Here is a 1246-nt window from a genome sequence, read left to right on the forward strand (position 1 = left end):
CCCGCGGTTGGTACTCACCCATGGTCCAGCGCGGGATGCTTGTGCCATGGCTCTGGAGGAGACCTCGCAACGCCCTGTGGTGAACCTGGACGATACACAGGCGTGGGCGCACCAGCCCGCCACTGACCTGGTCCTGGCGGACCTGACAGCGCAGCACCTGGCCTATGTGATCTACACCTCCGGTTCCACCGGCCAGCCCAAGGGCGTGGCCAACGAGCACGCGGCAGTGGTCAATCGCCTGCTGTGGATGCAGGACGAATATGACCTGACTCCCGAAGATGCGGTGTTGCAGAAGACCCCTTTCAGCTTCGACGTGTCGGTCTGGGAGTTCTTCTGGCCACTGTTCACCGGCGCCCGCCTAGTGATGGCGCGGTCTGAAGGGCACAAGGATCCGATATACCTGGGTGAGGTGATCGAGGCCGAGCAGATCACCATCCTGCACTTCGTGCCGTCGATGCTCGATATCTTCCTGGCCCATGGCGATCTCAGCCGGTGTGCCAGCCTCAAGCGGGTGATGTGCAGTGGCGAAGCGTTGCCGGGCAGCGTGGTGCGGCGCTTCAAGACACAACTGCCGCAGTCCGGGTTGCACAACCTCTACGGCCCGACCGAGGCCGCGGTGGACGTGACGGCCTGGAACTGCGCAGGGCCCATCGAGGACACCCCGGACAACACACCGATCGGCAAGCCGATCGCCAACTGCCGCATGTACGTGCTGGATGCACAGATGCAGCCGGTGCCGCTGGGAGTGGTGGGCGAACTGTATATCGGTGGCGTGCAGGTGGCGCGGGGGTATCTGAACCGTGCGCAACTGACCGTCGAACGTTTCCTCGATGACCCGTTCAGCAACGTGGCGAATGCCCGCATGTACCGTACCGGCGACGTCGCGCGGTACATGCCGGACGGTGCTATCGAGTACCTGGGGCGTAACGATGACCAGGTGAAGATCCGCGGCCTGCGCATCGAGCTGGGTGAGATCCAAGCGCGCCTGATCGCCTTTCCGGCGGTGCAGGAGGCGGTAGTGGTGGCCCGCGAGGACGCACCGGGGGACAAGCGCCTGGTGGCCTATTACACGGCGGCCGAGATGCCAGAGATAGACGCCTTACGCGCCCACCTGCTGGAGCAGTTGCCGGACTACATGGTCCCGGTGCTGTTCGTGCACCTGGAGACGTTGCCGCTGAGCCCCAACGGCAAGCTCGACCGCAAGGCGCTGCCGGTGCCGCGAGAGAACGCTTATGCGCGGCAGGAT

General features: G+C 64.5%; 1 protein-coding gene. It reads left to right on the top strand.

Going from position 1 to position 1246, the window contains the following annotated elements; all coding sequences use genetic code 11:
- Positions 1-7: 7 nt before the first annotated feature.
- The coding region (locus tag HB680_RS32440; RefSeq protein ID WP_256735662.1) for an amino acid adenylation domain-containing protein at positions 8-1246 on the top strand (1239 nt) is incomplete at its 3' end.

Source organism: Pseudomonas sp. dw_612, assembly GCF_018449725.1.
Lineage (GTDB): Bacteria > Pseudomonadota > Gammaproteobacteria > Pseudomonadales > Pseudomonadaceae > Aquipseudomonas.